A 25888-nucleotide genomic window follows, 5' to 3' on the forward strand; every position below is an offset into this window, starting at 1 on the left:
CCTCTCGTTGCTTTGAACGATAGTGCAGCATCCGACCCATGTAAAGCACTTTAGTGCATATCAAGCGATGCGAAACCTAGACAATGAAATGAAATGCAGGCCCCTCCTGCCCCTGCCGTGCTCAATCCGGCCGCACAGGCTCCGCGCCCAGACGCGCCGCCAGCCGGTCGCGCAATTGCAGATACGCATCGGCCAGGGTCTTTTCGCTGGTATCGAAGCGCATATCGGCGCGCGCATAAAGCTCGCTACGCCCTGCGAGGATGCGCTTGAGATCGTCCATCGCTTCGCTGTTGCCGGACATCGGGCGCAGATCGCCTTGCGCGATTACCCGGCGCATATGGTCCTCGGGCGCGGCCTGGAGCCAGACCGTGAAGCAATGCGCGAGCAAGGCGTTGAACGTCCCAGGCTCCGCGACGAGGCCGCCCGGCGAGGCGATCACGGCGCGCGGATGCTCCGCGATCACGGCCTCCAGCGCGCGCTGCTCGTAACGCCGGTAGGCGCTCGCGCCGTAAAGCGAATGGATCTCCGAAGGCGGGCAGCCCGCCAGTTGCTCGATCACGCGGGTCAACTCGACGAACGGCACCTTCAGTTCCTGGGCCAGCATGCGCCCGAGCGTCGACTTGCCCGCGCCGCGCAGGCCAATCAGTGCAATGCGCTCGTTGCGATGCGCGTCGGCGGGCGTCTGCTCGAACATATCCGCCAGCGCCATGCGCGCGCGCTGCAGCGCGTCCGGGTCGCGGCCCTGAAGCAATTCGCGGATCAGCAGCCATTCCGCCGACGAAGTCGTGACGTCGCCAATCACCTCGGCCAGCGCGCAGTTCAGCGTGGCCGCGATCTGCCGCAGCACCAGCACCGAGGCGTTGCCCACGCCCGACTCCAGATTGGCGAGATGCCGCTCGGACAGGCCGGTTTCCGCCGCCAGCGCCTTGCGCGTCATGCCGCGGCGCGCGCGCAGCATACGCACGCGCTCGCCCATTGCCGTCAGGAAAGGATCGCGCTCGCTGCGCGCGCCGCTGGTCGCGTCGGCCCCCTCGCGGGCCTGCGCGTTGTCCGTCACGTCGTTCGCCGGCGCATCGGCGATATACGTCTGCTTCATCTTCAGAGGCCTCTCAACCCGGTTTTATGTACTATAGTGCTTGACACGCACTTTGCTTGCCCCTGATTTTCCGCTAAAAGTCGTCCTGGCGACAAACCTCTTTGAAGATGCGTCACGCATCGCGTTCGGGCAAACGAGCATTTACCTGGCAATCCGTATCAATTCGAATCCCCCTGTACCGTAGCGCGACTCGAAGAAAACGACGGAGACAAGCAACGTGGATATCCAGACAGCGCCGACGCTTGCGGCGCTCGAACACACGCCCGCCCTGCCACCGCCCGCTCAGTTCAATTTCGCGGCGCATCTGTTCAAGCTCAACGCGGGCCGCAGCGCCTGGCCCGCCTATGTCGACGATCGCGACACGCTCTCGTATGGCGAGCTGGAAATACGCGCGCGGCGCTTTTCCGCCGCGTTGCGCGCGCTCGGCGTGCGGCCCGAAGAACGCATCCTGCTCGTGATGCTAGATACGGTCGAGTTGCCCGTGGCCTTTCTCGGCGCGCTGCACGCAGGCGTGGTGCCCGTGATCGTCAACACGCTGCTGGGCGCCGCCGACTATGTGTATATGCTCAGCCACAGCCGCGCGCGCCTCGTGATTGCGTCGGGTGCCTTGCAGGGCGTCGTGTGCGCCGCGCTCGACCAGACAGAAAGGCAGGCTGAACACGGCGCTTGTCGCTTCGCGTGCCGCTTCGTGATTTCCCAGCCGCTCGAGGACGGGCCGCCCATCGCGCGCGAGCATCACGTCCTGCACGACCTGATCGATAATGCGCCTGCCGCCGAACGCGCCGCGTCAACCGGCAGCGACGACATCGCCTTCTGGCTCTATTCATCCGGTTCGACGGGCAAGCCCAAAGGCACGGTGCATACGCATGCGAATCTGTACTGGACCGTCGAGACCTATGCGAAACCGATACTCGGCATTCGCGAAAGCGACATCGTGTTCTCCGCCGCCAAGCTGTTCTTCGCCTACGGACTCGGCAATGGCCTGACGTTCCCGCTTTCGGTGGGCGCGACCACGATCCTGATGGCCGAACGCCCCACCGCCGACGCCGTGTTCGCGCGCCTCGTGCGCCATCGCCCGACCCTGTTCTACGGCGTGCCCACGCTCTACGCGAGCATGATGGCCTCGCCGTCCTTGCCCGCGCGCGCCGACGTCGCGCTGCGCCTGTGCGTCTCGGCGGGCGAGGCGCTACCGCGCGAGATCGGCGAGCGGTTCAGCCATCATTTCGGCAGCGACATCCTGGACGGCATCGGCTCGACGGAAATGCTGCATATCTTTCTCTCCAACCGTCCCGGCGAAGTCGAGTACGGCACCACCGGCCGCCCCGTGCCCGGCTACGAGATCGAACTGCGCGACGAAACCGGCCGCCTCGTGCCCGATGGCGAAATTGGCGACCTGTATATTCGCGGCCCGAGCGCCGCCGTGATGTACTGGAGCAATCGCGAAAAGTCGCGCGCGACCTTTATCGGCGAATGGGTCAAGAGCGGCGACAAGTACCGGCGTCTGCCGGGCGGCTGCTACGTCTACGCGGGCCGCAGCGACGACATGCTCAAGGTGAGCGGCCAGTATGTGTCGCCGATCGAAGTGGAGATGGCGCTGGTGCAGCACGAGGCCGTGCTGGAAGCGGCCGTGATCGGCGTCGAGCAGGATGGGCTGGTCAAGACCTGCGCCTTCGTGGTGCTGAAAGCCGAAGCGCGTGTGCCACCCACGGCGCACGCCGAACTCGCCGAACTTGCGCTGGGTCTCAAGGCGTTCGTGAAAACGCGCCTCGCGCCGCATAAGTATCCGCGCGACATTATGTTCGTGGACGATCTGCCCAAAACCGCCACCGGGAAGATCCAACGCTTCCGTCTGCGCGAACAATTCCGCGCGCAGGACAGCGCAACCGGCTGAATCTGCCGCGTCCCTCCTCTTTCCCCAGAGGATTGAAAGCGATCCGCGATGTGGCCACAGATGCAGACCGCATCGCTCACTGCGCATTCTTGCGCGCGACATGCCGAAATGTGACATCGCCGCCCTGGCGATGCCACATCCACGCGTCACAATGATGTATTGTCTGCAACTGGCCGCGCCAGGCGCGGCAGCGGCGCATGCGGCGCGCCAGCGAGTCCACCACGGGAGACCACCCGGCCGCACGCAACCCTCACGCAAGCACAGAACGTGGGCGGTTACCGCCTGGCCACAGCGTGGACGCATGATCGCCAACCTGTGAACGGGTCGGACTGCGGACCAGGCTGTGATGCACGCGGCATCGAATTCCGGCATCGAAACATGAGCGATTCCACCCTGATGAACGTATCGAGATTCACATCGCGCGCGCGGCGCGGTTGCGCATCGCTCAAACCGCGCGTGGCGCGCGCATTCGCGCCGGCACTACGCAATCTGCTCTATATCAAGCGGCGCATGCGCCCGCTTGCGGTGGTCGCGAGCATCGGCTTTCCGCTGTACTACTTCGTCTGGAAAGACCTCTTTCCGCAGCCCTATGAGAACCTGTGGCTGCGCCTGGTCGGCGCTGCGCTGTTCGTGCCGATTCTCGCTTTCGAGCGCTGGCCCGCCTCAGCCAAAAAGCTGCTGCCGTGGTACTGGTACCTCGCCACGCTCTACGCGCTGCCGTTCTTCTTCACCTTCATGCTGCTCAAGAATAACGGCAACGATGTGTGGGTAGAGAGCGCCCTGATCGCGGCCTTCGTGATGGTGCTGCTGCTCGACTGGCTCATGCTCGTGCTGCAGTTTCTCGTCGGCATTGGTCTTGCGCTGCTTGCCTATGTACTCACGACCGATCCGATCGTGCTCAATGCGAACTACCTTACGCATCTGGCGATCTTCTCGTTCGCGGTGGCGATTGGCGCCGTCGCGAACTACGATTCCGACCGCATCCAGATCGAACAGGAGCGCGCCATGCTGGCCACCGCGGGCAGCGTCGCACACGAATTGCGCACGCCGCTCGTGGCGATTCGCGTGGGTGCGGCCGGCCTGATGCGTTACTTGCCCGCCCTGCTCGATACCTATGCGCTGGCACAACGCAGCCGCCTTCCCGTACCGAAAATACGCGCCGCGCATCTTTATTCGATGCAGGGCGTAGTAAGCCGCATTGAGCAGGAGGCACTCCATTCCAATGCCATTATCGACATGCTGCTTGCGACCGCTCGCTTCACCGGTGGCAGCATGCAAAATGCAACGACGTGTTCGATTGCGCATTGTGTCGAAACGGCATTGGCGCGCTATCCGTTCCGCGAGGGCGATCGCGCGCGCGTGCACTGCAATCTGCGGCCGGATTTCGAATTTATGGGTTCGGAAATGCTCACGGTTCACGTGTTATTCAATCTGATGAAAAATGCATTCCGGCATATGGGGAGTATCGCAGGGGCTCATATTGCGATCCGGCTCGAAAGCGCCAATCGCGTTAATCATCTGATTTTCAGCGATACGGGCGCCGGTATTTCATCAGAGGTCTTGCCGCATATCTTTACCCGCTTTTATACTTCTTCCACCACCACCGATGACGTGGCGCTCGGAGCAGGAATCGGGCTGGCATTTTGCCGCGATGTCATGCAAGCGATGGGGGGAGCCATCGCCTGCTCTTCGGTGAAAGGCAAGTACACCGAGTTCGTTTTGACATTCCCAGCGCCATGACGAAAGACACTCTGAAAGCCATTCAGCCCCTCTCCTGGCCGACCACCGCCGCGTTCGTCGATGACAGCGCGGCCTTTCTGTCGAACCTGAGCCTGCAACTCGATCCGGAACTGGCATTCCGGCTCTTCAGTTCGCCCACGGAGGCGCTGCGCTTTCTGAACGGTCGCGCGGCACTGGACCAGCCCGCCTCGCCCATCTTCAGCCCCTATCTGGACCGCACCGAGGAAAACGATGCGCATCAGGTGATCGCCATGCGCGTGGATGCGATTCGCTCGCTCGTGCATCGGTCAACGCGATTCGAGTCGGTTTCGGTCGTGGTGGTCGATTACGACATGCCGGAACTCAACGGCATCGAATTCTGCCGGCGCCTGGCCAATCCGGCGATCAAGAAAATCGTGCTGACCGGCAAGGCGGACGAACATGTCGCCGTGAAGAGCTTTAACGAAGGCGTGATCGACCGCTTCATCCGCAAGCATGAAATTGACGCAGTGGAAACCCTGAATCAAACGATTCGAGACATGCAGGCGGCATTCTTCGACAAGACCTGCAGCGCGGTGCTCGATGCGCTCGCGGTCTCCGAATATGCATTCCTCAAGGATTGTGGTCTCGCCAGGCATGTGCAGGGCATATTCGAATCGCTCGGCATCGTCGAACACTATCTCTCGTATCAACCGCACGGCCTGTTGATGTTCGATGCCCAAGGCTGCTCATACCTGCTGATCCTGCACACCGACGAATCGCTGCGCGGCGTGCGTGAAATCGCCGTCGAACAGGGCGCCCCGGCGGCGTTTCTCGACGAACTCGACAGCCATCGCGCGGTGCCCTACTTCTGGCGCACCGAAGGCTACTATCCCGCGCAGTGCGCGGAATGGCAGCCGTACATGCATGAGGCGTCGGTTTTCGAAAGCGACCGCCGTTATACCTACGCGATCGTGAAGAAACCGGCGGGATTCGCGCTCGACAATGTGCTGCCTTACGACACCTACCTGCAGCAGGTCGATCGTGAAATCCAGACGGTGTGGGATTCACACTGAATATTCCCACACCGCCTGCGCCAGCTTCAGGCAAGCCTCAATAGAAAGCTCGCGTCATCAGCGTCGCTTCCCGTCAACTCAAGCCGCCACCGGCAGATCCGCGAGCACCGGCGCCTGACGCACGCGCGCACGGCCTGCGCCGCGCTCGACAAGGCGGCGCGTAGACGGCCAGTTCCACATCTGCACTTCGTCGCGAATCGCTTCGCACGCATCCACAAGACGCTCAAGCTCCGACTCTGCCAGCGCAGCATTGATCGAAAGCCGCACAAGCGAGCGGTTGTGCGCCGTGGCCGGCGCGCAGAACACCGAACCAAAAATGCCGCGCGCCTCCAGGGCGTCGCGCAGGATGATGGTCTGCGGCTCCGGCCCGGCTTCGAGCGCGATGATCTGCGTTTCGCTGCCATTGAGGTTGTAGCCAAGCGCTGCGAGCCGCGAACGCAGATAGCGCGCGTTCGCCGCCACTCGCGTGCGGCGCCAGTCGTCGCGCTCGATCACAGCGAGCGTGGCCGCCAGCCCCGCCGTTTCATGCGGCAGCAAGGTGGAACTGAAGATGGCCGGCAACGCCTCGCACTTGAAGTATTCCTGAAAGCGCTTCGAACACGTGACAATGCCCGCGCGCCCGGCAAACGCCTTGGCGAGACTCGCCGTGCGGAAGTGCACGCGATCGCCCAGCCCGAGCTGCGCGACGAGTCCGGCGCCATGCGGCCCATGCGTGCCGAGCGAATGCGATTCGTCGACCACGAACACGCAGTCATACTCCGCGCAAACCTGGGCAAACGCTTGCAGCGGACACACGCTGCCATTCGTGCTGTACACCGAATCGACGATCACGATGCCGGGTCCATAGCGCTGGATGCGCTGCTCGAGATGATCGACATCGTTGTGGAAGAAACTGATTGCCTTCGCGCCCGCGCTACGAATCCCTTCCCAGAGCGACATGTGCGCCATCATGTCGACGTACACCGGCGTCTGCGCATTGGCAATCGACTGGATCAGGCCGGTGTTGGCCGCGAAGCCCGACTGGCACAACACGCTCGCTTCAGCGCCCATATAGCGGGCGAAACGGTCTTCAAGCTGCAATTGCGGACAATCGTCGCCGTGCAGGAAGACGCCCGACATCAGCAATCCGTTGCCATCCGCACGGATCGTCGAGCACATCGCGTCGAGAATCTCAGGGTGACGCGCAATCGACAGATAGTCGTTGCTCGACAAATGCAGCGCATTCGCATCGGGAACGCGGCCGCGCATGATGTGGCCGCCCCCCCAGCTTTGCTGCACACGTTCCCCGTAGTAGCGGTCCACGCGCGCAGCGAGGAAAGCCGGCAGCGCGGCGTCGTTGTTGTGCGCATCCCGCCAATTGTTATTGGTTACTTGCATCTCAGGCTCCTTGTGGTTAATGGCCGCCTCCCCGCAGGCGACTTCCCGTCAGAAGACCGTTGGGATGGCTGGCCGGTAATAGGCCCACGCCGGCGTGACGCGCGCGAACGAAGCTCGCGCGGACACACCGTGCATGGACGCTTGAATACGGAAAAATCGAAGACCGATGAATGCGCGCAAGGCGCGCAAATTGTGGGAAGCGCACGCATGAGAGCGGGGCCCGCGCGGGCTGCGCCAGCGGCTACGCCCGCGCCCGGATGCATCGGCGTTGCGCGCGCATGCAAGGGCGCACGAGAGCGTGCGCGGCGCGCTACAGCGCGCGGGACCGGCTGGCGCCACGGGCCGCATCAGGGGGCCGTGGTGCGCCTTGTTTCGTCGATGCGTCGGGCGTTCGCGCAAGAGGCAGCGGTTTTTGCAAGCGAAGCGAAGTGAAGCGATTCGCTCGACGCGATGAGCGAGCGCCTCGACATCCGCACGACTCCCGCTTCGCGTGATCGCCACTGGGTACCAAGATTGAGACGCCTGCCCGAAGGATCCGGTGCTTGCCGCGACAGCGCGAGCATGGGGGCTGCGCGGCCGGCTGGAGTGAATGTTGCGTAAAAGCTCGCTCACACCTTTTGATAATTATCGTTTAAAAACAGCGACGTGGCAGATTTCATCTGCAACGAGATCTATTACGCATAGCGAAACGATTGCGCGCTGTCGTAGCGCATAAGATGCGGAAAACCAGACGGTCTAGCGCCAGGTTTTTTTAACCATTGCGCATTGCTGTCAGCCGGGTGACCTGAAGCCAGAATGAATCCGGCGGACTCATCATCCGCCGGAAAGCTTGCCGGTTTCTCTTTGAATTCTTTATGACACCGGCTTTGGATGTTTTACTTTCGCGCAGTCAATCAGGGCGCTGGCTGCGCCGTCACCACCCGATCGCGTCCGCGTGTTTTCGCTTCATAGAGCGCCGCGTCCGCGCGCGCCATCAGGCTGGCCAAGGTATCGCCGGATTGCAGGACGTCCACGCCCGCGCTGAAGGTCAGCCCAGAATGGGTCAGCCCCGGCGTCTGCGCCGAGTGCGCTGCAGGGTTAGCCGGCGATTGCGCCTGCACCTGCAACGGCGTGTCGCCGCCGCGCCGCACCGCGAGCGCGGCCACGCGCAGCGCATCCAGTCGCATCACGGCGTCTTCGCGTGTGATCGCCGGGAACAGCAGTGCGAACTCCTCGCCGCCCAGGCGGCCGAACAGATCGCTCTCGCGCACGCCCGTCGCCACCACGCGGCCAAAGTGCGCCAGCGCGCGATCGCCCGCGGCATGGCCGAAGTGGTCGTTGATGGACTTGAAGTGATCGATATCGACAATCGCGAGCACGACCTGCATACCTTGCGTGCGCGCGGCTTCGATCATCGCGCCCGCATGCGCAACGAAGGCGCGGCGCGTCAGTGCGCCCGTGAGTTCGTCGCGGTTGGCGAGTCGCTCCAGCCGCTCCGCCATACGGTCGTGCGCAAGCAGCACCATGCCGATGGACAGCGAGGGCAGCACCAGAATCCCCAGCGCGAGCCAGACGACATTGAGCGGCGTGGCGACTAGCAGCGTGCTCTGCTCGACCATGCCCGTGCCGTAAGTCAGGCCGCGCAAGGCATGCGCGAAAGCGCCCACCCACGCGGAAACCGTCACGAAACGATAGCTGTAGACCGGACGCCCAGGCGGGCGGTGGCGCATCGCCATCCAGCCGATCACCGCGTAAATCGCGGCATGAAATGCCGAAACCAGCGCAATGCGCGCGGCCAGGCTCGGCTCCACCCAGTACCACCAGACCATGCCGATCGCGACCACGCCGCAGCCGATGCGCGCGAGCGGCGCGCGGGCACGCAAACCGAAGAATTCGCGGCAGCCCTCCAGCACGCGCGTCACCGCGACGGCCAGCAGGGTATTCGACGCGAGGATCGTGAGCAGCGGCATCCCCATGCGCTGCATGCCCGTGAGCACGAGCGCCACGCTCGCCAGCACGTATGCGCCGATCCAGCGGCTCACGCCGGGAATGCGCGCGGGCCGCAGCGAACCGAGAATGGCAAGACTCATGATGCTCGAAAGCACCGTGACGAGGAGGATATTGACCGGATCTAGCATGAGCGGCGCACGACGCAAGGTCTGGGGGCGGCGCCTGGAATCGCGCGCCACGGGCCAATAAAAAGGGGCCCGCAACAGTTTAGGACAGAAACTTTAAAGAAATCGCGTCGGCATATGAATTTATGCTTTTCAATAGCGCCAAATCGTTTGCCTCGATTTAACGGGTAAATAGTTCCGATTGGAATTTTCCGGAGCAATTTGATTGCATGCGCATCAAATTGATTAGCGTTCATGCAGGACCCACGATGCAAAAACCATAATCGGCGCTTCACGGGCACAGCATCTGCTGTATTCAATTGGCTTACTCGCCATTACCTGCAGGAGACGCTCATGCCCACCACTCCGGTTTCTTCGACGCCGGCCTCGCCCGGCAATCCACGCGAGGCGCTGGTCGACCGGGTTCAGCGCGCCGTCAACGACGTGTCTTATCCCGCGCACCCCGGCACGCTGATCGACGCGGCCACGCAGGAACACGCGGACCCCGAGGTGCTCGAAGCGCTGCGCCGCCTGCCCGACGAAGCGTTCGGCAGTTTTCCCGAAGTGTCGGCCTCGATTGTCGCCGCGCTCGACGCGCGCGCCCTGCCGCGCCGCGAAGTGCCGGGCTGAAGGCGTTCATCAATGCGCACACTCGGGCGTGCCGAAAAGCGCTCATGCGTGCGCCAAGGGAGGATCGCCATGAATCCGATAAAAGCCATGGGAACAGAAATTGCGCGCACCGCCCCCATCGCCAGGCAAAAGCCTGACCCGGCCGGCGCCAGCCGCCGTCGCGAAAAAAGTCAAAACTCCGGGAAGGACACGGGCGCGCGCCGCCCAGGTAAACGACGTATGGCTACCGTTTTACTCGTCGACGACGACATCAATACATTGAATGCCCTGAGAGAACTGGTCGGACAGGAGGGTTATCGGGTCAGAACGGCCGGGGATGGCCTCGATGCGCTCAAGAGCGCACTGGCCGAGCCGCCCGATGTCGTGATCTCCGACTGCATGATGCCGCATATGGACGGCCTTTCCCTGATGCGCGAAATGCGCGCCAATAGCGTGCTGGCCGACGTGCCGCTCGTGCTCGTATCGGCCTTGGTCACGCCGCCGCCGGACGCGGATGTGGTCGGCTTTTTGCGCAAGCCGTTTGCCGTTTCGCAACTGCTCGACATGCTTCATCGCATTGCCGCGCCCTGATTGGGCTGCGGAATTCACGCGCAAGGTATGCGCGATGCGCATATAGCAACGGGATCCTGTCGATCCGGGAGAACTAGCATGAACGACTACGCAGGACGCTCGCAGGACGATCGCGTTGCGCAACGCAAGCACGAAAAGCAGCGCGCCCAGGAGTCGCCGGGCGGCGAGATGGCGGTACACGGAACCGAGCCCGACCGCACGCACAGTTGCGGCGAACTATCCGAGCGCGGCAAGGAAGTCTGGCGCCGCGGCGCGGGCATCGATGGCGGAGGAAAAACAGGCTGATCGGACTATGGATGGAGATCATGCGCGGCGCGTGGATAGATAGTCCGCGTGCCGCGCGCCTTGTGATCAAAGCGTTGAACCTTTAACGCTGACGCTTTTCACGCGTGTTCTGGTTCACCTGGGCATCGTTTTGCGTGCGTTCCTGGTACGCGTCGCCGCCCCAGCGGTCGGTATCCTCCAGACCGCGCTCGAGGTCTTCATGCCCTTGCTTGCCGACCGAGCGCGGCTCGTGCGGGTGTTTCGTCGCTACCGGCTCGCCGCCTTCGTGGCGCGGATGTTTGACCGGAGCGTCGTCTTCGTGCTCCGTGCGCTCCGGCTGGGCGGGCGCCGACTTGCGCTGATCTTTCATGGCGAACCTCCGTACTGTTATAGGAACAGGCGGCGCAAGCCCGATGCCCGCATCTCGCGTTTTCGCTTCCCTTCCCGCCTTAATGAAACTGTCGCGCACGCACGGTAGAGTCGAGCCTATTTGCCATTCAGTTCCGCGTTCTCGCCCCGCCTTCAAAGCCCCGCCCCTCATCCCCGTCCCTCGTCCCCTATGCTCGCCCCGCAACTCGCGCCGCTCGTCGCCGCCTTCTACGAAACCGTCCGGCATGGCAGCATCACCGCCGCCGCACGGCATCTCTCGATCAGCCAGCCCACGGTTACCGCGCGTATCCAGCAGCTCGAAAAGCACTATGGCGTCGAACTGTTCCATCGGCGCGGCAGCCGCGTCGAACTCACGCAGACGGGCGCGGCGCTCATGCCGCTCATCGACCGGATGATGGAAAGCGAACTCGCGATCGATTGCGCACTGCGCGACGGCCGCACGCTGGACGCGGGCAGTTTCCGGCTGGGCACGACCGGCCCCTACTACATTCTGCCGGCCGTCGCGGCGTTTCGCCGCCGCTATCCGAACGTGCAGATTGGCATCGAGGTGGGCAATTCGAAGGAAGTGCTGGACGCACTGGTCGAATATCGCGTCGATGTTGCCGTGTCCTCGAATCGCGTCGATGACCCCACGCTCGCGCGCCACCGCATCGCGAGCGATTCGCTCGTGCTGGTGGTCGATCCGTCGCACGCCCTTGCGCAACGGCGCAGCACCGATCTGAACGTGCTCTCCCATGAAACGCTGCTGCTGCGCGAGCCAGGCTCGCGCACGCGCGACGCCACCGAGGCCGCGCTCAAGCGACGTGGCGTCACGCCCGCCGCGCTGATCGAAATCGGCAGCCGCGAAGCCATCTGCGAGGCGATCCGCCAGGGCCTGGGCTGCTCACTGATGCCTTCGGGCGAAGTGCCGCGAGGCGCGGCGCTGGCAAGCGTGCCGATCGAACCGGATGGCCCGGTCATGCACGAATATCTCTACCACCTCAAGAGCCGCACTAACGCACGCCTGATCGAAGCCTTCATGGGCGTGCTCGATGCGACGCCAATCGAGGCCGTTGACGCTTATGCAGATGCTTCGTAGAACGACATAGCTTCTTGCGTAGGGCATCGGCTTGATAAAAGCCGCCAGCACGCGTTCCGGGTACGATAGCTCCACCACGCCCCGTAACGACCTGCAACGAGCTGGCACCATGACCTCGAAGGACCGCCGTCATTTTCTGCGCGCCGCCGCCGCGGGCGCCACGCTTGGCCTCTTTCCTCCGGCCATTCGACGCGCGCTCGCGATTCCCGCGAATAACGTCACCGGCACGATTCAGGACGTCCAGCATGTTGTGATCTTCATGCAGGAGAACCGCTCGTTCGATCATTATTTCGGCACGCTGCCGGGTGTGCGCGGCTTTGGCGACCGCATCACGATCCCGCAGCCGCAGGGCGCGAGCGTCTGGCAACAGAGCGACGGCACCCGCAGCGTGCTGCCGTTTCACCTCGACAAAACGCGGGGCAATGCACTGCTCGCGGGCGGCGCACATGAATGGCTCGATGCGCACAGCGCCTGGGATCATGGCCGCATGACGCAATGGCCAAAGTCCAAAGGCGATACCTCGATGGGCTATCTGGACGCCGAAGATCTGCCGTTTCACTTCGCGCTCGCCAATGCCTTCACGATCTGCGATGCGTACCATTGCTCGCTGCATGGCGGCACCAATACGAACCGCCTGTTCCTGTGGACTGGCACGAACGGCCCCGGCGGCGACGGGTTCGCACCGCATGCCGTGGTGAACAACAACGGCTGGGACTGGCTCGGCCCCTCGGAGAAAGGGCTGCAATGGACCACCTATGTCGAGCGCCTGCAAAAAGCCGGCGTGAGCTGGAAGGTCTACGAAAACCAGCCCGACAATTACAACGACAATCCGCTCTGCGGTTTCGCGAGCTTTCGCAAGGTCCACGAATCGATCAGCGGCGCGCCCAATGCACCGTGGACGCCCGAAATCGAATCAGCCGCGCCGCTCTACAAAGGCATCGGCAATACCATGCCCGATGGCGGCTTTCTGCAGGCGCTCAAGGACGACATCGCCGCCGACCGCATGCCCCAGGTAAGCTGGATCGTCTCGCCGCAGGCCTATTGCGAGCATCCGGCCGTTTCCACGCCAAACCAGGGCGCGTGGTACATCCAGCAGGTGCTCGACGCGCTCACGGCACGGCCCGAAATCTGGAGCAAGACTGTGCTGTTCCTGAACTACGACGAAAACGACTGCTTCTTCGATCACGTCCCGCCGCCCGATGCACCCTCGCCCAACGGCGACGGCGGCTTTGCGGGCAAATCCACGGTCAGCACGAAACACGAATACTTCACGGTGCCCAACCCGCCCGGCGACGAAAAGCCGCTCACGCCGGACGGGCTGCCTTATGGCCCCGGCCCGCGCGTGCCGATGTTCGTGATTTCGCCGTGGAGCACGGGCGGCTTCGTCAACTCGCAGACCTTCGACCACACTTCCGTGCTGCGCTTTCTCGAACGGCGCTTTGGCGTGGAAGAGCTCAATATCAGCGCGTGGCGGCGCGCGGTATTCGGCGATATGACCTCTGCGTTTAATTTCAGCACGCCTAACGAAAAGACCACGACATCGCTTCCCACGCCGAACAAGGCCGCCGCCGACGCGCTCAACGCGCAGCAAAGCAAGCTCAAGCCAGTCCCGCCACCCACCGTGGCCGATCAGGCGCTGCCGCGCCAGGCGCGGCTCGCGCGGCCTTCGCGCGCACTGCCGTATCAGTTGCATGTGCACGCGAGTGTGAGCGCGCGGCGCGAAATTCGTCTCGCCTTCGTCAACGAAGGCAGCGCCGGCGCGGTCTTTCACGTCTATGACCGGCTGCACCTGGAGCGCGTGCCGCGCCGCTATACCGTCGAATCAGGCAAGCAGTTGAGCGACGCATGGACGGCCGACGCCAACCGCTACGATCTCTGGGTACTGGGCCCCCACGGCTTTCATCGCGGCTTTACCGGCGACGTGGCCGCCGCGCGCCACGGCGCGAATCCGGAAGCGCGACTGCGTTACGACCCGGCGAACAACGTCCTGACGCTCACGATCGAGAACAGCGGGCGCGAACCCGCCGCATGCAGCGTCAAGCCGAACGCCTATCGCACCGATGCGCCCTGGAGCGCCGCCGTACCCGCCAACGGCCGCGCCGAGCAAAGCTGGCCGCTGGGCCCATCGGGCGGCTGGTACGACTTCACGCTAAGCGCGGAAAACGGCGTCACGCGCCGCTTCGCGGGCCGACTGGAAACCGGGCGCGACAGCATCAGCGACCCGGAAATGGGGAACACCTGAACCGGACCTCTGTGGCTCTCGGGACATTTTATATCGATTGATTTAAAATAGAGCGTCTTCAACCCGATGGAGCCGCCATGGGCCGCCCCCGCGAATTCGACGAAACCCGCGTACTGGACGCCGCCTGCGGCGCATTCTGGGCGCGCGGCTACGAAGCCACCTCGACACGCGATCTCGTGAAAGCCACCGGGCTCACGCAGCCCAGCCTCTACAACGCATTCGGCGACAAGCGCGCGCTATTTCTGCGCGTGCTCGATCACTATCTGGAGCATTCGCTGCGCGAGCGGATCGTGCGACACGAAGCCGCTGCCACGCCGGGCACCGCCATCGCCGGCTTTTTCGCCGAGACCGTGCAGCGCTCGCTCGACGATCCGGACAAACGCGGCTGCCTGATGGTGAATTCCGGCCTGGAAGCCGCTCCCGACGACAACGAGCTACGCGACGCCATCGCCGCGGAAATCACGCAGATCCGCGACTTTTTCTTGCGCTGCGTCGAAGCCGGCCAGCGCAGCGGAGAAATCGCCAGAACAGTCAGCGCGCCGGAAGCGGCCCAACATCTGCTCGCGGTGCTGATGGGCCTGCGCGTGATCGCCCGCATTCATCCCGAACGCGAGTGGCTCACGGGCGCGGTCGCGCCTGCGCTCACGCTGCTCGGACTGTTGCCGGGCCAGACCGCGCATTGAGACCTTTTTTCGCCGTATGTCCTTAAGCCTGCACGAGCCGCCGAGCCGTGATACGCTTATAACTCCGATTCAATCAGTCGTGGTATAGCCATGTCTTACATCAGCACCGGCGTCGAGTACGGTTTGCACTGCCTGCTCTATCTGGCCGATCCCGAAGGCGTGCGCGAAGCGAGCGTGCGCGATCTGGCCGAGATGCAGGGCGTCTCCGTCGATTACGCCGCCAAGCTTTTCACGCGTCTGGCCAAGGCCGGTCTCGTTTCGGCCACCGAGGGCATTCGCGGCGGCTTCACGCTCGCGCGCGCGCCGCAGGCGATTACGGTGCACGATGTCGTCGAAGCGATCGACGGCGAAAAAGCCTTATTCGATTGCCGCGAAATCCGCGCGCAATGCGCGCTGTTCGACGACACCGCGCCCGCCTGGGCTACGCGCGGCACCTGCTCGATTCATGCGGTCATGCAAGCCGCCGAACGCAGCATGCGCGAGGAGCTGAAAAAGCACACGCTCGCCGATCTCGCCATGCGCGCGCATTCCAAGGCGCCAGCAAACCACGGCAAGCATGTGGTGCAATGGTTCAACGAACGCGCCGCGAACCGGCGCAGCGATCGAGCTTGAGAACAGCCTTGAATTGCCGACATAAAACGCCGGCGCAAAAAAACAGGCTCTGAAAAGAGCCTGTTTTTACGTTGCGGCCTGAATGGCCGCACCAGCGTCAATCTGCGTGAACGATCTCAAGCCACCACGATTCGACGCGGATCGGCAGCCGCCAGCACCTCGTCGCGATCCGCGCGCGGCGGATAGATCCATTCGGTGTTGATGCGTTGCTTGAGCTGCTTCGCTTCCTGGCCGCTCAGCTTCACTTCGCGCTCCCAGCCTTCCGTGTAGACCGCGCCCCACGGCCCCAGATCGAGACAGGTCACGTATTTCGGCTGGCTGTAGGCAAGCGTTTCCAGACCGAGCAGATCGGCGGCCGCATTGTGCCCCGCCGAGCGGCCCAGATTCATCGCGTGCTGGCACGACATCAGCGTGCGGTTGCCTTCGTCGTCGGTGGCCGCGCTGGCGACGTCGCCGGTTGCGTACACACCGGGCACGCCTTCAACGGCGAGATTGCTATCCACGTAGAGACGGCCGGCCGCGTCGCGTTGCGCGGGAATCTGCGCGGTCAGCGCGCTGGCCCGCACGCCCGCCGTCCAGATCACGGTGTTCGATTCGATACGCGTGCCGTCGGCGGTCGTCACGCCGTCGGCGTCGATGGCCGACACGCCGTGGCCCAGATGCCAGGTCACGCCCAGATCGCGCAGAGCCGTTTCGATCACAGGGCGCGGGCCCGCGCCGAGATCGGGGCCGATCGCTTCGTTGCGCTCCACCACTACTACGCGTACCGGCGTATCTTCGCCCAGCGCGGCGCGCAGACGCGCCGGCATTTCGGCGGCCGTTTCGATACCGGTGAAGCCGCCGCCCGCCACCACGATGGTGTTGCGCGCAGGCGTATCGGGCCGCTGCGCCAGATTGCGGATGTGCGTTTCGAGCGCTGCGGCTTCGTCCACCTGGTCGACACTGAAGGCGTGTTCGGCAAGACCGGCAATCGCGGGGCGGAACAGCTTGCTGCCCGTGGCCAGCACCAGACGGTCATAAGCCATCGTGAACGCGCGGCCTTGCGCATCCAGACCCGTGACTTCGTGGCGATTGGTGTGAATCTGTTCGACGGTGCCCTGCACGAATTTCACGCCCACTGCGTTGAAGATTTCCGTGAGCGGCGCCTTCATGTTCGCCGGGCCTTCCTCGTACAGACGGGGGCGCACGTGCAGATGCGGGTCCGGCGCGATCAACGCGATTTCGACATCGGCACGGCCGGCCTCGTCGATCAGACGCGCTGCGCTCAGCGCGCTCCACATACCGGCAAAACCGGCTCCGACAATCAGAATTCGCTTCGACATGGTCCACTCCTGAAGTTAGTTGCGTGAGTCCGAACCCTGTCGAACTACAGCATCTGGAAAAACGCATCGCATCGTCGCAACGCATAACTACGATTCTATGAGTCGTAGTTATGCCGCACAATGCGACTTTGTGAAACACACTGTTGACCGGAATAGCGATGATCGATAAGGACCACCAGCATCATTCGTCGGATCAATCGATTCAGCATGCGTGCGCCAGTGGAAATAAAAACGCCCGCGTGCTTGCGACACGCGGGCGTTTTCCATCATTTAGTTTGCGCTGCGAATTACCTTGCGTTGGCTCCGGAGCGTCGGCTCATGAGCAGATCTATAACGAATGCCAACGTCAGTGCGACCGCGCCGCAAGTAAAGATCAGCGCGTAATTTTCGTGCGTGTGTGAAAACAGATACGAGTAACCGTAGCCGCCCAGCGCCTGGAACAGCGCAAACGCCGTGGTCGCACGGCTCCACGCGGCACGCTGCTGCAGATGATCGTGCGGGATCAGTTCGTGGATACGGCCAAGCGCCAGCGGCACGATGCCGGGTGTGAAAGCGCCCAGTATCACCGTTGCCGTGAAGATCGCAAACGTATGGCTGGACAGCGCCAGTAAAGCGACGGCCACCGCTTGCCCCAGCAGCGCAAAGCGCCATGTCAGACGAAAGCCGATGCGGTCGGCCACCTGCCCGCACACGATCGGCCCTGCAATCGCCGCAATGCCGTACAGCACCCAGATATGCGCGCCGTTCGCCGCACCCTGTCCAAGCCCGCGCGCCACATAATCCACCAGCAGCACCATCACCGGCACGAGCCCGAGCGCGTTGGCGGCATATTGCGCATAGTGCACGCGCAGCGCACCCGTCGCGTGGAACGCCGCGTGATGCTGGCCATGCGGCGCGTTTGCATGCGCGGGCGACGCCGCCGGCGCATCGCTGCGCGGCCAGCCGAACCAGCTGATCGCCGTGAGCAGCAGCGCAATCACGCCCAGACCCATCCATGTCGCGCGCAGGCCGTGGTGCAGCAACCAGGGAATCGCAGTGCCCGATGCGGCAATGCCCAGCCCGAGGCCCAGAAAGATCATCCCGCTTACGAAGCCGCGCCGCGCGGGAGGTACGTGCGGCAGGATCGAGGTGGCCACGAGCACCATGATCGCGCCGCCCGCCACGCCCGAAGCCAACCGCCACGCGAAAAACCACGCGACAGACAACGGAAACGCGCAGGCGAAAAACGCCAGCGTGGCCGTCGCCATCAGGCCGCGCAGCGCAAGACGGTTACCCAGTGCATGCGCAATCGGCCGCCCTAGCAGCGCACCAAGCAGATAGCCCGCGAAATTGGCGGCGCCTAGCGTGACGGCCTGCGAAGCCGTGAACCAGTGCGCCTGGATCAGCGGCGGAATCAGTGGCGTGTAGGCAAAACGCGCCAGCCCGATGGCGACAAAGCTGCCGCACAGGCCGGCAAGCGTCGCGAACAGCGCATGCGCGTCGAGCCGGTCCGGCACCCGAACGCCCAAAGTGGAAGGAGTCGCGGACATGTTTGCTTTCCTCAAGTTTATGTATCACTTGATACAATACGAACGCATTCTATATCGAACGCAATAAAAAGCAAGCATGAAAGCAGCATTGAGCGCAGCGTTACCGGGCGCGCAGTACACTGCCCGTTCTTCATGAGACTGGAGCCAGCATGAAAATCGACTTGTCAGGAAAACTCGCGCTCGTCACCGGGTCGGCCGCGGGCATCGGTCTGGCCATCGCCAGAGGGCTTGCCGGCACGGGCGCAAGCGTGATCGTGAGCAGCCGCCACGAAGCCAATGTGCGCGACGCCGAAGCCACCGTGCGCGCAAGCGTGCCGGGCGCGCAGGTGCAGGGTTTCGTCGGCGACCTGTCGAACGAGGCGGGCTGCGCCGCGCTCGTGAAGGCGTTCCCGAAGGTGGACATCCTCGTGAACAATCTCGGCGTGTTCAAGCAGCAGGACTTCTTCGAGATCCCCGACAGCGAGTGGCTGCGCTTTTTCGAAACCAATGTGATGTCGGGTGTGCGGCTTTCGCGCGCTTATGCCGATGCGATGGCAAAACAGGGTTGGGGGCGCATCGTGTTCATTTCGTCGGAATCGGGCCTCAATATTCCGGCCGACATGATTCACTACGGCATGACCAAAACCGCACAACTCGCGGTGGCGCGCGGCCTCGCCAAGCGTCTGGCCGGCACGGGGGTGACGGTGAATTCCGTGCTGCCCGGGCCGACGCTTTCAGACGGCGTAGAGGCGATGCTCAAGGACGAAGTCGCGAAAACCGGCAAAAGCGCCGAGGAAGTGGCGGCGGCCTTCGTGCGCGAGCACCGCTCGTCGTCCATCATCCAGCGCGCGGCAAGCGTCGAGGAAGTGGCGAATATGGTGGTGTATGCGTGCTCCACCCAGGCTTCGGCGACCACGGGCGCGGCGTTGCGCGTGGATGGCGGCGTGGTGGACACGATCGCCTGAAAAACGTTCGCAATCCTGATTACGGTCAATCAAAAAAAACGGCCCGCGCATGGCAGCGCGGGCCGTTTTTTCGTCGTGAGACTGGTCAAGCGAATCAGGCGCTTCAACCTCGGCGCACAACGCCCAGCAACAACGTGACGAGAAACACCACGAGGAAAATGAAGAACAGGATCTTGGCAATCGATGCCGCGCCCGCTGCGATGCCACCGAAACCAAACACAGCGGCGATGATAGCGATGATGAAGAAAATGACTGCGTATTGAAGCATGATGTCCTCCAGTCTCCGGGTCACTCCGGGTTAAGGTCAGATGCCGCGCGCTTGCGCGGCAGGTAAAAACAGCGTGTTTTCCAGTTCGCCTGGTCCATCATTCAGCGTTGCAGCGGCTCAACCGTATGGGTCGGATCGAAGTCGGACCAGTGGCCGTCCTGCCAGCGCCCGTTGGCGCGCTCGATTTCCTTGCCGCCCGCCGCGCCCAATACGTGCGCGGCCTGTTGCTGCGTTGCCGCGCTCACATGCACGGCCACCAGCACACCTGATTCGCGCACGGCAGGCGTGCCATCGGGATCGTGGCCAATATCGGGCCGCCGGCCGCGACCGCCGCCGCGTGTCTGCCACAACGCGCCGGCGAGCGTGCCCACGTAGGCGCCCACGCCAGCGGCAACCGCCAGCACGAGCAGCGAACGTAAAAAGAGGAGCGAGAGAACGATGGCGAGAATCACGCCCACAAAGGCGCCCGCCGCCGCCCCCGCTCCTGCGCCAAGCGAAGCCCAACGCGATTGCGGATCGGTAAAGCGGTCGCCGCCGACCGGAAAGCGCGCGTGCTGGCCGCCCGGGTTGACGTAGAACAGCGACACGTCCTCATCGACGAATCCGTTGGTGTGCAGTTGGTCCATGGCCGCTTCGGCGTCGTTGAACGTCGTGAAACGGCTCGCTACGATCAGAGACATGTTGACCTCCTCGATGCCCGGTTCGAATCGCTCAGGCTCACTGCAGCGCGTCGGTGTCGCCGGGCAGATCGGGCAAATCAGGTGCGCGAAAGCGTCCGCTATGCAGCACCACCGGAGCGCCGCCCTGCTCGATGGCGCGCGTGCAGACCGTGTGGATGCGGCTCTGGCCGCGCTCGAATGCCTCGCGCAACGGCTCTTCGAGCGCCGACGGCGCACCGAAGTGATCCTCCAGCGCCTCCGCCGTAATGGCGCAATCGAGCGGCTCGCCGTCCACCTCGGCGACGAAGTGCATTTGCAGATTCGCGCCGTCGAATAGCGGCGGCTCGTTCCGGTAGTGGATATTCATATCGGTATCCTTATCGATTACGCGTCATGGTTCAGGCGGCGGCCTTCAGGCAGGCGATCAGTTCCGCGTTGAACGCGGGCAGATCGTCCGGCTTGCGGCTCGATACGAAATTGCCGTCGCGCACGAGGGCCAGCTCGTCATCGCCCGCTTCGGTCAGCGCGCGTTGCGGCTCGGTAAGCTCGGATTCCTCAAAGCCGTCCACGGCGAGGATGGCCACGGTGCAGTGTTTCAGTTCACTCGTCATTGCTGAGCTCCATTCGGTGCGTTTGGGCGGTATTCACTCAACCGCCTGCGCGCGTCGAGGCATGTTCCGCTCCTTGCGCAAGTGCGATGCCTGAGTCCGAAAGGCGCGGCGCAACGCCCGTTAAAGGACTGCGCCGCGTCCGCCTCGATTGGCGCATGGCTTATTGCGAGGAACTGGGCGAAGTGGAACCCGGCATCGTCGACGTTGCGCCATGGCCATTGGGCGTAGCGCCCGTTCCGGCACCCTGGCCACCACCCACGCCCGTCGTGCCCGGCGAACCATAGCCGCTGTTGCCATAGCCGTTCATGCTCTTGCTGTTGCTGTTGCTGTTGCTGTTGCTATTGCTGTCCGGCACCACGCCTGCCGCGCCCTGCGTATTGCCACCGCCAGCGCCTACGCCGTTGCTGCCGCCCATGCCGCCGCCGCTGCCCGCACCGGCGCTACCACCGGCCGCGCCCGCGGCGAAAGCGGCGCCCGACAGCGCCATCGCGATACTCACAGTAACTGCCTTGATGGTCGAGTTCATGATTGCTCTCCTTCGTAACGATCCGTGTGCAGATCCGTTTGTCGACATACGGCAGCGCCTCATGGCGTGCCGCGCGTACGCCACTGAAAGCGCAATCGATGTGCCACAGACGTGTCAGCCAGACGGGCCAGGAACGGTATGCGAAGGGGAGCCAGCAAGAAAAACGGCCCGCATTGCGCGGGCCTGAACAAGCATTTCGGAGATATTAATCAGTCATGCGAAACATGACCGGAGCGTAGCGATCACGCCTGATGCGTCGCCGGGTGCCAGCCGTTGCGCTGGAATGAAGTGGCGAAGAACAGCACCTGATAGCGGATCGAATTCGACCAATACGACCACGTATGGCCGCCGGGCCGCTCCGCATAATCGTGCGGCACGCCCAGCGCGATGAGCTTTTCGTGCAGGGTCCGATTCGATTGCACAAAAGAGTCGCTCACGCCGCAATCGATGGTCAGGGCGATCTGTGCGCGCTCGAAGGTATCCGCGCCTTCCACAATGGCGTTGCGCGTCCAGAAATCGGCATGGCGCGCGGGATTGCCGAATATGCGGTCGATGCCGGGTTCGTCCTCGCAGTTGCGCGGGTCGACAGCGCCGCTGATGCTGCCAGCAGCGCCGAAGGCCTCCGGATGATCGAGCGCGATGCGCAGCGCGCCGAAGCCGCCCATGCTCAGCCCCGTGATTGCCCGCGTCTGGCGCGTGGCAAGCGTGCGGAAGTGGGCGTCGATATACGACACGACTTCCGTGCCCACATAAGTTTCGTAGCGGCTTGCCGTATCGAACGGACTGTCGATGTACCAGCTTTCGTGGCCGCCGTCGGGCATCACGAGCATCACATGGTAGCGGTCCGCCAGCTTGCCGATTTGCGTGTTCGAGGTCCAGTCGGCGTAGCTGCCGCCCGAGCCATGCAGCACGTAGATCACCGGATAGCGAACCGCGCCGCTGCTGCGCTTGTAGTCGTCGGGAAGCACGACGGTGGCGTCGAACGAGCGATGCATGGCGGCGCTCGGGATCGACACGATACGCGTCTGGAAGGCCCAGGCGGGCGCGGCCAGCAAAAGCGCGAAAAGCGGCGCCAGGATGAACGCGAGTAACTTGAAGGGCTGGAACGCGCGGGCTGTCAGCATGAGTTAGTCGCTCTTGTTTTAACTGCCACGGAAGGCACGACGCCTGCGATGACTCTAACAAGGGCCACTTACAACCAAATTTCTACGAACCCTACGGCTTCCTTCACATTGCCCGCGCCTTCAGCCAGCGGATTCGCTCCTGCGTTTAGTCCCCATTACGCCGTCGCCGCTTCAGACGCCCTTGCGGTTCGCCCTCGTGCAGCAAGCCTTTCTGACGCGGCGTAAGCGGATCGGTCAGGCACGGCTCGGCGTCCAGATCCTGCTCGAAACGCTCCCAGATGCCCGCCGGCGTATTCGCCGATCCCACCCGCGTACCGATCATCAGGCGAATCTGGTTGGCGCGCCGGATCGTCGAGCGCAGCCGGTGGATCTCCCAAAGCAGCCGCAGCACGACCGGCAGCGGGCGCCGGTCGTAAATGTCGGCGAGTTCCGCCGCCGTGAGCGGCGGGAAATGACGATGATCCCGTCCCATGATTGCGTCCTGCTTTCCGGTTCATTCGGCGCGCCGAGTACTGTATATATATACAGGTTAGCACACGTAGGAATTTTCCTGGAGGATGTAAGAAATGGGGTCGGCCAGTGCTCCAGGAGCCGATTCACAGCGTCTAGGGAGACTGTCTCAGTTTGGGTAATGCTCTCTCGCGCAATGCCGAAGGTTTGGGATCATTTTGTTACAGCTCTTACCCCCTACTTCTGCTGGTGTTACAGAAGCCTTTCAGATTGCCCGCTATACTCCGCTCCATCTTAAAAATGAAATGGGTTCCACCATGTCGAAGAAATTCCTCCCGATGGTTGCGATTGCGGCGCTGGCCGCAGCGGTTTCGTTGCCCGCCATGGCCGGCGACATGAACAACGCGCTGGGCGGCGCGCTCGGCGGTGTGGCCGGCGCAGCGCTGGGCGGCGCGGTGGGCGGCAGCACGGGTGCGGTGATCGGGGGTGCGGTTGGCGGCGGCGCAGGCGGCGCGGTCACGTCGAACCGCCGCGAGCGCACGGGCGCCATCGTCGGCGGCGCGCTGGGCGGCGGCGCGGGCGCAGCGGCTGGCAATGCGATGGGCGGGCGCAGCGGCGGCCTGATCGGCGCGGCCCTGGGTGGCGGCGCGGGTTCGGCGCTGGGCGGCAATATCTCGCGCTCGAACTCCTACGCCGACGACTACTCGCGCGGCTATCACGGCAAGCATCACCACGGCAAGCGCCACCACTGGGATTGAGCGTCGGGGATGCCCCCGAGCTCGAAAGACAAACGGCACGGTTTTATCCGTGCCGTTTTTTTATCCGCGCTCGCTCGCGATAATCAGGCGAGCCTGAACACGCCCACCGCCTCGCGCAACTCAGCGGCCTGTTCCGCGAGCGCATGGGCCGCGGCCGAGGCTTCCTCGACCAGCGCCGCATTGTGCTGCGTGACTTCGTCCATTTGCGTGACGGCGACGTTCACCTGTTCGATGCCGGTGCTCTGCTCCTGCGAAGCGGTAGAGATTTCATCGACGATCACCGTCACGCGTTGCACCGCGTCCACCATTTCGCCGATCACGTTGCCCGCATCGTTCACAAGCGCCGATCCGGCGTCGATACGTTGCGCCGACGCCTCGATCAGCGCCTTGATCTCCTTCGCCGCCGCGCCACTGCGCTGCGCGAGCGTGCGCACTTCCGAGGCCACCACGGCAAAGCCGCGTCCCTCTTCACCCGCGCGCGCCGCCTCCACCGCCGCGTTCAGCGCGAGGATATTGGTCTGAAACGCAATGCTGTCGATCACGGCGATGATGTCGACGATCTCGCCCGAACTCGACGCGATACCGCGCATCGTCTCCACGACTTCACTCATCAGGTCCTTGCCGCGCGCGGCCGTGCCTGCCGCGTCGCCGGCCAGTTGCGCGGCCTGCTTCGCGTTCTGCGCGTTCTGGCGCACCGTGGCCGTGAGTTCTTCCATGCTCGCGGCCGTCTCTTCAAGCGAGGCCGCCTGGTCTTCCGTACGCGCCGACAGCCCGAGATTACCCGCCGCGATTTCGTCGCTCGCAGACGCCACGCCCTGCGCATGGCTGCGCACCTGGCTCACGACGCCCGCGAGACTCGACTGCATGCTCTTGAGCGCATCGAGCAACAGCGCCGTTTCGTCGCGCGCGCCCGCCTGCGCCTGCACCTCGAAAGCGAGATCGCCCTGCGCCACCGCCTGCGTGCATTCGAGCGCGCGCGCAAGCGGCTTCGTCACCGTGCGGCTGAAGAACCATGCGCCCGTCATGGACACCGCCAGCGCGGCCACCATCAACAGCGCGCTGAGCAGCGTCGCGCGATGCGCCTGCTCCGCGGCTTGTGCGGACACGTCGGCGCTTTGCGCCGCGATCTTGTGCGCGGCTTCGTCGAGCAAAGCTGCAGGCGCGCGATCGACGCCCGCCACTGCGTTATCGCCCGCTGAGGGATCGAAGCCCGCCGCCTTGAAGGCGGCGAGTCCCGTGCGATAGCCCTGTCCCATCGTCGCGTGCGCGCTGGCAAAGCGATCGATCAGATCGCGGCTTTCGCCTTCCGGCAGACTCGACTTGAGTTGCTGCGCGAGCGTGTCCACTTCGCGCTCGCGCGCCTCGAACGCAGACCAGTGCTTGTCGAGCATGGCCGGATCCTTGCCGCGCAAAAGCGTGTCCTTCCACTCCTGCACCTGCACCTTGAAGGCGAGCAGCGTCGCCATCACTGCGCGCTCGTTGGCCACGCTGTTCTGCACCGTCGTGCCATACACATTCAGCGACTGGTTCAGCGAATAGATTCCGTAAAACGCACCCGCAAACATCAGCAGGAGCGCCGCCGCAAAGGCGAGCGGAATCTTCAGGGTCAACTTCATCGTCATTTCCTTGCAGTTGGCTTGCGCGGCGTCGGCGCTAAAAGCGTGGGGGTTATACGCGGAACTGGCGCGGTGCAGAGATCATGCAGACCTCGCGGGAGGCCACTGCCCCGCCATGCTATCGGCATATGCGCGCAAAACTGAAGGGCGATAAATGACGGTTGTCGATAAAGATTTAATCAGACGAATTAGCTGACGAAATGCCTCGTCAGAAAGCGCAATAAATGGAAAGCGATTTCCGAAAGAAAAAGGCCCGAATGATTCGGGCCTTTTATTCTGCATACCAAATGAAATCGTTTTCGTCTTACTGCAAACAGACTAGAAATTGAAGTTATCGATATTCGACGAATCGAAAGTCGTGGGCGGCCCGAGAATCACTTC

At 63.5% G+C, this 25888-nt stretch carries 25 protein-coding genes and 1 pseudogene; 12 read left to right on the forward strand and 14 right to left on the reverse strand.

Annotated elements, in window-relative coordinates:
• Positions 1–121: 121 nt before the first annotated feature.
• The gene (locus tag VG320_RS00765) at positions 122–1096 is read right to left on the reverse strand and encodes a helix-turn-helix transcriptional regulator (RefSeq protein ID WP_327198279.1); all 975 of its coding nucleotides are present in this window, start codon (positions 1094–1096) and stop codon (positions 122–124) included.
• A gap of 223 nt (positions 1097–1319) precedes the next feature.
• Here VG320_RS00765 and VG320_RS00770 point away from each other — a divergent pair, with 223 nt between their 5' ends.
• From VG320_RS00770 to VG320_RS00780, 3 genes are all read left to right on the forward strand, one after another.
• Positions 1320–2987, forward strand: a complete 1668-nt coding sequence (locus VG320_RS00770; protein ID WP_327198302.1) for a benzoate-CoA ligase family protein — start codon at positions 1320–1322, stop codon at positions 2985–2987.
• 630 nt (positions 2988–3617) lie between these two features.
• Entirely contained in the window at positions 3618–4727 is a 1110-nt protein-coding gene (locus VG320_RS00775; protein WP_327198280.1) for a HAMP domain-containing sensor histidine kinase, read from the forward strand.
• Entirely contained in the window at positions 4724–5761 is a 1038-nt protein-coding gene (locus VG320_RS00780) for a response regulator (RefSeq protein ID WP_327198281.1), read from the forward strand. Before VG320_RS00775 ends, VG320_RS00780 begins: the two co-directional genes overlap by 4 nt.
• Positions 5762–5839: 78 nt before the next feature.
• Here the strand turns inward: VG320_RS00780 and cqsA are convergent, their stop codons facing one another.
• On the reverse strand, positions 5840–7138 hold the full coding sequence (cqsA, locus tag VG320_RS00785) for an alpha-hydroxyketone-type quorum-sensing autoinducer synthase (RefSeq protein ID WP_327198282.1): 1299 nt from the start codon (positions 7136–7138) through the stop codon (positions 5840–5842).
• An 893-nt stretch (positions 7139–8031) separates the two neighbouring features.
• Entirely contained in the window at positions 8032–9255 is a 1224-nt protein-coding gene (locus tag VG320_RS00790) for a GGDEF domain-containing protein (RefSeq protein ID WP_327198283.1), read from the reverse strand.
• A 330-nt stretch (positions 9256–9585) separates the two neighbouring features.
• On the opposite strand from VG320_RS00790, the gene VG320_RS00795 reads away from it, so the two are divergent.
• The 3 genes from VG320_RS00795 to VG320_RS00805 all read left to right on the forward strand — a co-directional run bounded on the left by VG320_RS00795 (position 9586) and on the right by VG320_RS00805 (position 10716).
• Positions 9586–9861, forward strand: coding sequence for a DUF2795 domain-containing protein (locus tag VG320_RS00795; RefSeq protein ID WP_327198284.1), 276 nt, complete (start codon positions 9586–9588; stop codon positions 9859–9861).
• A 69-nt stretch (positions 9862–9930) separates the two neighbouring features.
• The gene (locus VG320_RS00800; RefSeq protein ID WP_327198285.1) at positions 9931–10431 is read left to right on the forward strand and encodes a response regulator; all 501 of its coding nucleotides are present in this window, start codon (positions 9931–9933) and stop codon (positions 10429–10431) included.
• 78 nt (positions 10432–10509) lie between these two features.
• On the forward strand, positions 10510–10716 hold the full coding sequence (locus VG320_RS00805) for a hypothetical protein (RefSeq protein ID WP_327198286.1): 207 nt from the start codon (positions 10510–10512) through the stop codon (positions 10714–10716).
• Positions 10717–10798: 82 nt separating this feature from the next.
• On the opposite strand, the gene VG320_RS00810 is transcribed toward VG320_RS00805, so the two are convergent.
• Positions 10799–11065: a hypothetical protein gene (locus VG320_RS00810; protein ID WP_327198287.1), complete on the reverse strand. Its 267-nt coding sequence runs from the start codon at positions 11063–11065 to the stop codon at positions 10799–10801.
• A gap of 189 nt (positions 11066–11254) precedes the next feature.
• On the opposite strand from VG320_RS00810, the gene VG320_RS00815 reads away from it, so the two are divergent.
• From VG320_RS00815 to VG320_RS00830, 4 genes are all read left to right on the forward strand, one after another.
• A complete protein-coding gene (locus tag VG320_RS00815) occupies positions 11255–12163 on the forward strand; it encodes a LysR substrate-binding domain-containing protein (protein ID WP_327198288.1) in 909 nt (302 codons plus the stop codon).
• 109 nt (positions 12164–12272) lie between these two features.
• The gene (locus tag VG320_RS00820; protein WP_327198289.1) at positions 12273–14405 is read left to right on the forward strand and encodes a phosphocholine-specific phospholipase C; all 2133 of its coding nucleotides are present in this window, start codon (positions 12273–12275) and stop codon (positions 14403–14405) included.
• 77 nt (positions 14406–14482) lie between these two features.
• Positions 14483–15088 carry a TetR/AcrR family transcriptional regulator gene (locus VG320_RS00825; protein WP_327198290.1) on the forward strand — a complete coding sequence of 202 codons (606 nt, stop codon included), beginning with the start codon at positions 14483–14485 and terminating at the stop codon, positions 15086–15088.
• Positions 15089–15178: 90 nt separating this feature from the next.
• Complete coding sequence (locus VG320_RS00830; protein ID WP_327198291.1) at positions 15179–15700, forward strand: Rrf2 family transcriptional regulator; 522 nt, start codon at positions 15179–15181, stop codon at positions 15698–15700.
• 116 nt (positions 15701–15816) lie between these two features.
• Here VG320_RS00830 and VG320_RS00835 read toward each other — a convergent pair whose 3' ends face one another.
• Together VG320_RS00835 and VG320_RS00840 are read right to left on the reverse strand one after the other, a co-directional pair.
• Complete coding sequence (locus VG320_RS00835) at positions 15817–17022, reverse strand: NAD(P)/FAD-dependent oxidoreductase (protein WP_327198292.1); 1206 nt, start codon at positions 17020–17022, stop codon at positions 15817–15819.
• 287 nt (positions 17023–17309) lie between these two features.
• Positions 17310–18551: a YbfB/YjiJ family MFS transporter gene (locus tag VG320_RS00840; RefSeq protein ID WP_327198293.1), complete on the reverse strand. Its 1242-nt coding sequence runs from the start codon at positions 18549–18551 to the stop codon at positions 17310–17312.
• Between the two features lie 149 nt (positions 18552–18700).
• Between VG320_RS00840 and VG320_RS00845 the strand changes: the two genes are divergently transcribed.
• Positions 18701–19495: an SDR family oxidoreductase gene (locus VG320_RS00845; protein ID WP_327198294.1), complete on the forward strand. Its 795-nt coding sequence runs from the start codon at positions 18701–18703 to the stop codon at positions 19493–19495.
• A gap of 103 nt (positions 19496–19598) precedes the next feature.
• Here VG320_RS00845 and VG320_RS00850 read toward each other — a convergent pair whose 3' ends face one another.
• The 7 genes and pseudogenes from VG320_RS00850 to VG320_RS00880 all read right to left on the reverse strand — a co-directional run bounded on the left by VG320_RS00850 (position 19599) and on the right by VG320_RS00880 (position 23155).
• Positions 19599–19763 (reverse strand): DUF1328 family protein, encoded by a 165-nt coding sequence (locus VG320_RS00850; RefSeq protein WP_027820439.1) that lies wholly within the window; start codon positions 19761–19763, stop codon positions 19599–19601.
• Between the two features lie 101 nt (positions 19764–19864).
• Positions 19865–20443 carry a hypothetical protein gene (locus tag VG320_RS00855; RefSeq protein WP_327198295.1) on the reverse strand — a complete coding sequence of 193 codons (579 nt, stop codon included), beginning with the start codon at positions 20441–20443 and terminating at the stop codon, positions 19865–19867.
• A gap of 37 nt (positions 20444–20480) precedes the next feature.
• Positions 20481–20789: a DUF1488 domain-containing protein gene (locus VG320_RS00860; protein WP_327198296.1), complete on the reverse strand. Its 309-nt coding sequence runs from the start codon at positions 20787–20789 to the stop codon at positions 20481–20483.
• A 142-nt stretch (positions 20790–20931) separates the two neighbouring features.
• Positions 20932–21033, reverse strand: a pseudogene (locus VG320_RS00865) (type 1 glutamine amidotransferase); the annotation flags it as partial.
• A gap of 160 nt (positions 21034–21193) precedes the next feature.
• Positions 21194–21559, reverse strand: a complete 366-nt coding sequence (locus VG320_RS00870; RefSeq protein ID WP_327198297.1) for a hypothetical protein — start codon at positions 21557–21559, stop codon at positions 21194–21196.
• A gap of 242 nt (positions 21560–21801) precedes the next feature.
• Complete coding sequence (locus VG320_RS00875) at positions 21802–22683, reverse strand: alpha/beta hydrolase family protein (RefSeq protein WP_327198298.1); 882 nt, start codon at positions 22681–22683, stop codon at positions 21802–21804.
• A 145-nt stretch (positions 22684–22828) separates the two neighbouring features.
• Positions 22829–23155, reverse strand: coding sequence for a hypothetical protein (locus tag VG320_RS00880; protein ID WP_327198299.1), 327 nt, complete (start codon positions 23153–23155; stop codon positions 22829–22831).
• Between the two features lie 295 nt (positions 23156–23450).
• Between VG320_RS00880 and VG320_RS00885 the strand changes: the two genes are divergently transcribed.
• The gene (locus VG320_RS00885; RefSeq protein WP_327198300.1) at positions 23451–23891 is read left to right on the forward strand and encodes a hypothetical protein; all 441 of its coding nucleotides are present in this window, start codon (positions 23451–23453) and stop codon (positions 23889–23891) included.
• Between the two features lie 83 nt (positions 23892–23974).
• On the opposite strand, the gene VG320_RS00890 is transcribed toward VG320_RS00885, so the two are convergent.
• Complete coding sequence (locus VG320_RS00890; protein ID WP_327198301.1) at positions 23975–25507, reverse strand: methyl-accepting chemotaxis protein; 1533 nt, start codon at positions 25505–25507, stop codon at positions 23975–23977.
• Positions 25508–25888: the final 381 nt, after the last annotated feature.

The organism is Paraburkholderia sp. (genome assembly GCF_035948235.1).
GTDB lineage: Bacteria > Pseudomonadota > Gammaproteobacteria > Burkholderiales > Burkholderiaceae > Paraburkholderia.